Genomic DNA, 1,092 nt, shown 5'->3' with positions numbered 1-1,092 from the left:
ACTCGCACGAAAGCAAGCGAAGGAGGAAGGGACGGAGAGTCCGCCAGGAGAAGAAGAATAGGCAAAAATCTGTTGAAATACCTCGAATGATGGAACAAACTTTTTACCATATAAATCCTCCACTCGTCGACATCTGATAGTCATGATGGTATAATGTATACGCTTACATTTTTACTTCCATCCCCCTCTCGCCACGTTGCTTCTAAAAGATTGCTACCCTGCATAAATATTTAAAACGGCATCCAACAAAAAAGAAGACAAGCAAATTGAAGACGACCTCACCCCTGCCGAAATGGAAGAGATGCGCCAAAGCATTTTCTTATCAACGCTTGAACAAATTAAAGGCTGGGCTAGAAGCAACTCCCTCTGGCCAATGACATTCGGTTTAGCATGCTGTGCAATCGAAATGATGGGTGTAGGCTCCTCACATTACGATTTGGATCGTTTCGGTTCTTTTTTCAGGACGTCGCCCCGGCAATCTGATGTCATGATCGTATCAGGTACGGTAACGAAAAAAATGGCACCAATCATAAGTAGATTATATGACCAAATGCCAGAACCTAAATGGGTCATTGCCATGGGCTCCTGCGCAACGGCAGGGGGTCCGTATGTGAATTCCTACTCGGTGGTCAAAGGGGTTGATCAAATCGTGCCAGTCGATGTATATATCCCCGGTTGTCCCTAGCGAAGCAAAAGGCAGCCGCAGCGGCGAAGGCGAAGGCGGCGGCACTCGCACGAAAGCAAGCGAAGGAGGAAGGGTCAGGAGAAGAAGACCTAGCGAAGCAAAAGGCGGCCGCAGCGGCGAAGGCGAAGGCAGCTGCTGCTGCCAAGTCCAGGGCCAACGTGGATGAAAGGACGGAAGATGACAATAAGAATGAGCCATCCCCAAACCAGCCCACACTCAATCAAATTGTTCATGCTATTGAAAGGCATGTAGGACAAGATGCATTAATAGACCACTATATTAATAACCTATCAAAGGATGTACCTACAATAGTGGCGAATCCTGATACATACTACTCAATAGCTAAATTACTGCGTTATGATGAAAAGCTTAACTTTTCTTACTTATCGGAACTTCACGGCACCGAT

The 1,092-nt window shown here is 46.5% G+C and carries 2 pseudogenes; both read left to right on the top strand.

The annotated features are described in order from the left end of the window. Positions 1–292 precede the first annotated feature (292 nt). A pseudogene (locus tag CVN76_RS04930) lies at positions 293–682 on the top strand (NuoB/complex I 20 kDa subunit family protein); the annotation flags it as partial. Then, positions 676–1,092: pseudogene (locus CVN76_RS04925) on the top strand (NADH-quinone oxidoreductase subunit C); the annotation flags it as partial. The pseudogenes CVN76_RS04930 and CVN76_RS04925, both read left to right, overlap by 7 nt.

This window comes from Bacillus sp. mrc49, from assembly GCF_002803435.1.
The sequence above is the reverse complement of the archived record's forward strand: the minus strand, read 5'-3'. Positions and strand labels throughout refer to the sequence as shown.